Origin of the sequence: Pseudomonas sp., from assembly GCF_050739995.1 — a bacterium.
Classification (GTDB): domain Bacteria; phylum Pseudomonadota; class Gammaproteobacteria; order Pseudomonadales; family Pseudomonadaceae; genus Aquipseudomonas.
The window spans coordinates 1-3,390 of the sequence record NZ_JBOICG010000727.1 but is presented as its reverse complement, the minus strand read 5'-3'; the positions used below and the strand labels follow the sequence as shown (position 1 = coordinate 3,390).

General features: G+C 59.3%; 4 protein-coding genes. All 4 read right to left on the bottom strand.

Going from position 1 to position 3,390, the window contains the following annotated elements; genetic code table 11:
* Positions 1-54: 54 nt before the first annotated feature.
* Positions 55-1,149 carry a tRNA 2-selenouridine(34) synthase MnmH gene (gene mnmH / locus ACRESD_RS24435; RefSeq protein WP_431753256.1) on the bottom strand — a complete coding sequence of 365 codons (1,095 nt, stop codon included), beginning with the start codon at positions 1,147-1,149 and terminating at the stop codon, positions 55-57.
* Complete coding sequence (selD, locus tag ACRESD_RS24430; RefSeq protein WP_431753255.1) at positions 1,149-2,183, bottom strand: selenide, water dikinase SelD; 1,035 nt, start codon at positions 2,181-2,183, stop codon at positions 1,149-1,151. Before selD ends, mnmH begins: the two co-directional genes overlap by 1 nt.
* 93 nt (positions 2,184-2,276) lie before the next feature.
* Entirely contained in the window at positions 2,277-3,026 is a 750-nt protein-coding gene (locus ACRESD_RS24425) for a TerC family protein (protein WP_431753254.1), read from the bottom strand.
* A 31-nt stretch (positions 3,027-3,057) separates the two neighbouring features.
* The gene (locus tag ACRESD_RS24420; RefSeq protein ID WP_431753257.1) at positions 3,058-3,309 is read right to left on the bottom strand and encodes a hypothetical protein; all 252 of its coding nucleotides are present in this window, start codon (positions 3,307-3,309) and stop codon (positions 3,058-3,060) included.
* Between the last annotated feature and the right edge of the window lie 81 nt (positions 3,310-3,390).

Here is a 3,390-nt window from a genome sequence, read left to right as displayed (position 1 = left end):
GTGTTTACCCATCAAAGTGTGGGAGCGGGCTTGCCCGCGATGAGGCCCGAAAGGTCACCCCATCCTTTCGCGCAGGTACTCCACGACAGCGCCCTGCTCTCCCGCAAACTCGATGCGTGCGCCTTTGCTTTCCTTTTGAAAGGCATACATCGGGTCGTAATATTCACGCAGCAACCCTTCGATCCAAACCCGGTGCAGGTCCACCGCACCACTGCGAGCCTGTTCCGCCAACGCGTCCTGCAGAATCGCCTGCAGTCGCTGGAAACGTTCACCGCCCAAGCGCTTGTGGATATTGGCCAGGCTCTGGGTCAAGCGCTCGGCAAACAAGGCCTGGCCGCTTTCGCCATAGACAGCGATGAATTCTGCGCAAAGCTCGACCACGTAATCACGCAGGATTCGCTCAACCCGGCCCTCCACGCTGTCTTCGAGCCAGACCATCGGGAACGCCTGCATGCCTTTGTGCAACGGCAATGGCAACGCACAACTGCCGATCATGCGGCTCTCGTCCTCGACCACAAACTGCTCGATCCCCCCCGCGCGTTTTTTCAGCAGGTCCACCGCCAGGCGGTTTTCGAAATCGATGTTGGACGGCTGCGCTGTAGCGCGTTTACCGAAGCTGGAGCCACGGTGATTGGCATGCCCCTCCAGGTCCAGGGCATTGCGCAACTGGCCGAGCACCTCGGTTTTGCCGGTGCCCGTCATGCCGCCCAATAACACGAAGTCACACTCGGTCGTCGCCTGCTCCACGGTATCCAACAGAAAGGTGCGCATGGCCTTGTAGCCACCACCGACGCGCGGGTAGTCGATACCGGCTTCGGTCTTGAGCCATTGCTGCACGATCTGCGAACGCAGCCCGCCGCGAAAACAGTACAAGTAACCATTGGGGTTGGCCTTGGCGAACTGTGCCCACTGCTCGATACGCTCAGCCTTGATCGCGCCGGACACCAGCTCATGCCCCAACACGATGGCAGCCTGCTGGCCTTGTTGCTTGTAACAAGTGCCGACCCGTTGGCGTTCGTCATCGGTCATCAGCGGCAAGTTGATCACCCCGGGGAACGCGCCCTTGGTGAACTCGATCGGCGCACGGGTATCCATCATCGGCCGGTCGTTGAGAAAGATGTCGCGGTAGTCGGTGATGTCAGTCGCCATCAAAACACCTCTACCGCGTGGGTCTGTCGCTCAACCCATTCGCCGATGGGCTCCAGGGACAGGGCCAATTCGGCAGCCACCGCATGAAATTCGCTTTCGCCTTCAGGGGTCACGGCGATCAGCAGGCCACCGCTGGTCTGCGGATCGCACAACACGCGCTTGTGCAGCTCTTGAAGGCGTCCGAGTTTGCTCGAATAACTGTCGAAGTTGCGCAACGTACCACCGGGCATGCAACCTTGGTCCAGGTAGTACTCGACATCCGGCAAAAGCGGCACTTTGGCGTATTCAATGCGCGCCGTCAGGCCACTGCCGTCGGCCATTTCCACCAAGTGGCCAAGCAAACCGAACCCCGTGACATCAGTCATGGCCGCCACACCCGCCAACTTGCCAAAACGGCTGCCCGGTTTGTTCAGGGTGCACATCCAGTCGCGGGCCAGGCCCACATCGGCCTCGCGCAATTTGCCCTTTTTTTCAGCGGTAGTCAGAACGCCGATGCCCAGCGGTTTGGTCAGGTACAGCTTGCACCCGGCAGTGGCGGTGTCGTTGCGTTTCATATGGCGCTTTTGCACGATGCCGGTCACGGCCAGGCCAAAAATCGGCTCCGGGGCATCAATGGAGTGACCACCGGCCAAAGGAATACCCGCCGCGTCACACACCGAGCGGCCGCCACGGATGACTTCCCGGGCAATCTCCGGCGCCAGCACGTTCACCGGCCAGCCGAGAATGGCAATGGCCATCAGTGGATCGCCACCCATGGCGTAGATGTCGCTGATGGCATTGGTGGCGGCAATACGGCCGAAGTCGAAAGGGTCATCGACAATCGGCATGAAAAAGTCAGTGGTGGAGACCACGCCGCGCTCGTCGTCAATGGCGTAGACGGCGGCATCATCGCGCGAGGTATTGCCCACCCACAGTTTGGGGTCGAGGTTTTGCGCGCCACTGCCGGCGAGAATCACTTCCAGCACCTGGGGTGAAATCTTGCAGCCGCAACCCGCGCCGTGACTGTATTGGGTGAGGCGAATCGGCTCGTTCATGGTGGACCTCAAGCTATCAAGTGGGTGGAGTCTACCAGACAGCAAAAGGCCGGCTGAGCTCTTGGAGCGCAGCCGGCCTTTGCTTATCAACCCTTACTGTTTGGCGGCCAGTAAACGCTTGTGGCGATTACGTCGCGCCATGTTCAGCAGTTCGATCACCGCCGAGAACGCCATGGCGGCGTACACATAGCCTTTTGGCACATGGGCGCCAAAGCCTTCGGCGATCAAGGTCATGCCGATCATGATCAAGAAGCCCAGGGCCAGCATCACCACCGTCGGGTTGTCGTTGATGAACTTGGCCAGGGGTTCTGCCGCCACCAGCATCACGATCACCGAGACCACCACGGCAATGATCATGATCGGCAAGTGCTCGGTCATGCCCACGGCGGTGATGATGCTGTCGATGGAGAACACCAGGTCGAGCATCAGGATCTGGCCAATCGCCGCGGCAAAGCCGATGGACACGCCATTGCCGGCGCTCACCTTCTCTTCCGGCTCAGGGTCCATGCTGTGATGGATTTCGGTGGTCGCCTTCCACACCAGGAACAGGCCACCGGCGATCAGGATCATGTCTTTCCACGAAAAAGCCTGGCCGAAGACTTCGATCACCGGCGCCGTCAACTGCACGATGAACGCGATGGTGCTCAACAGGCCCAGGCGCAGGATCAACGCCATGCTGATGCCGATACGCCGCGCTTTCGCCCGGTGTTTTTCCGGCAATTTGTTGGTGAGGATCGAGATAAAGATCAGGTTATCGATGCCCAGCACGATTTCCATGACGATCAAGGTGGCCAGGGCCACCCAGGCGGTGGGGCTTGCAGCCAGTTGTAAAAGGTAGTCCATAGGTCAATCCTGACGTGGTGAGGCTTGGGAATTAGGTTTCTTTGGTGTCGGACTCGGAAGCGTTTTCGGCGTCCTTGTCCTTCTTCTCAGGACTGATCAAGCCCTGGGTTGCCTCACTCAGAGCCTGTTCGGCGGCCTTATGCGTTTCATCTATAGCCTGTTTGGCCGACTCGGTGGCCTTGCCGATCACTTGCTGCGCACTTTTTTCAACCTGATCGCAGCCGCTGATCATCACCATTGAAAGCGCAAGCAACGACGCCGCGCCCAGGGAATTGAGTTTCATGGTGTATTCCTCGTTAGAACCAGAGGGACCAAATAGTGGCCCCGCGATAGCGACGCTTTCTATGGACGCTGACAGTTCAGG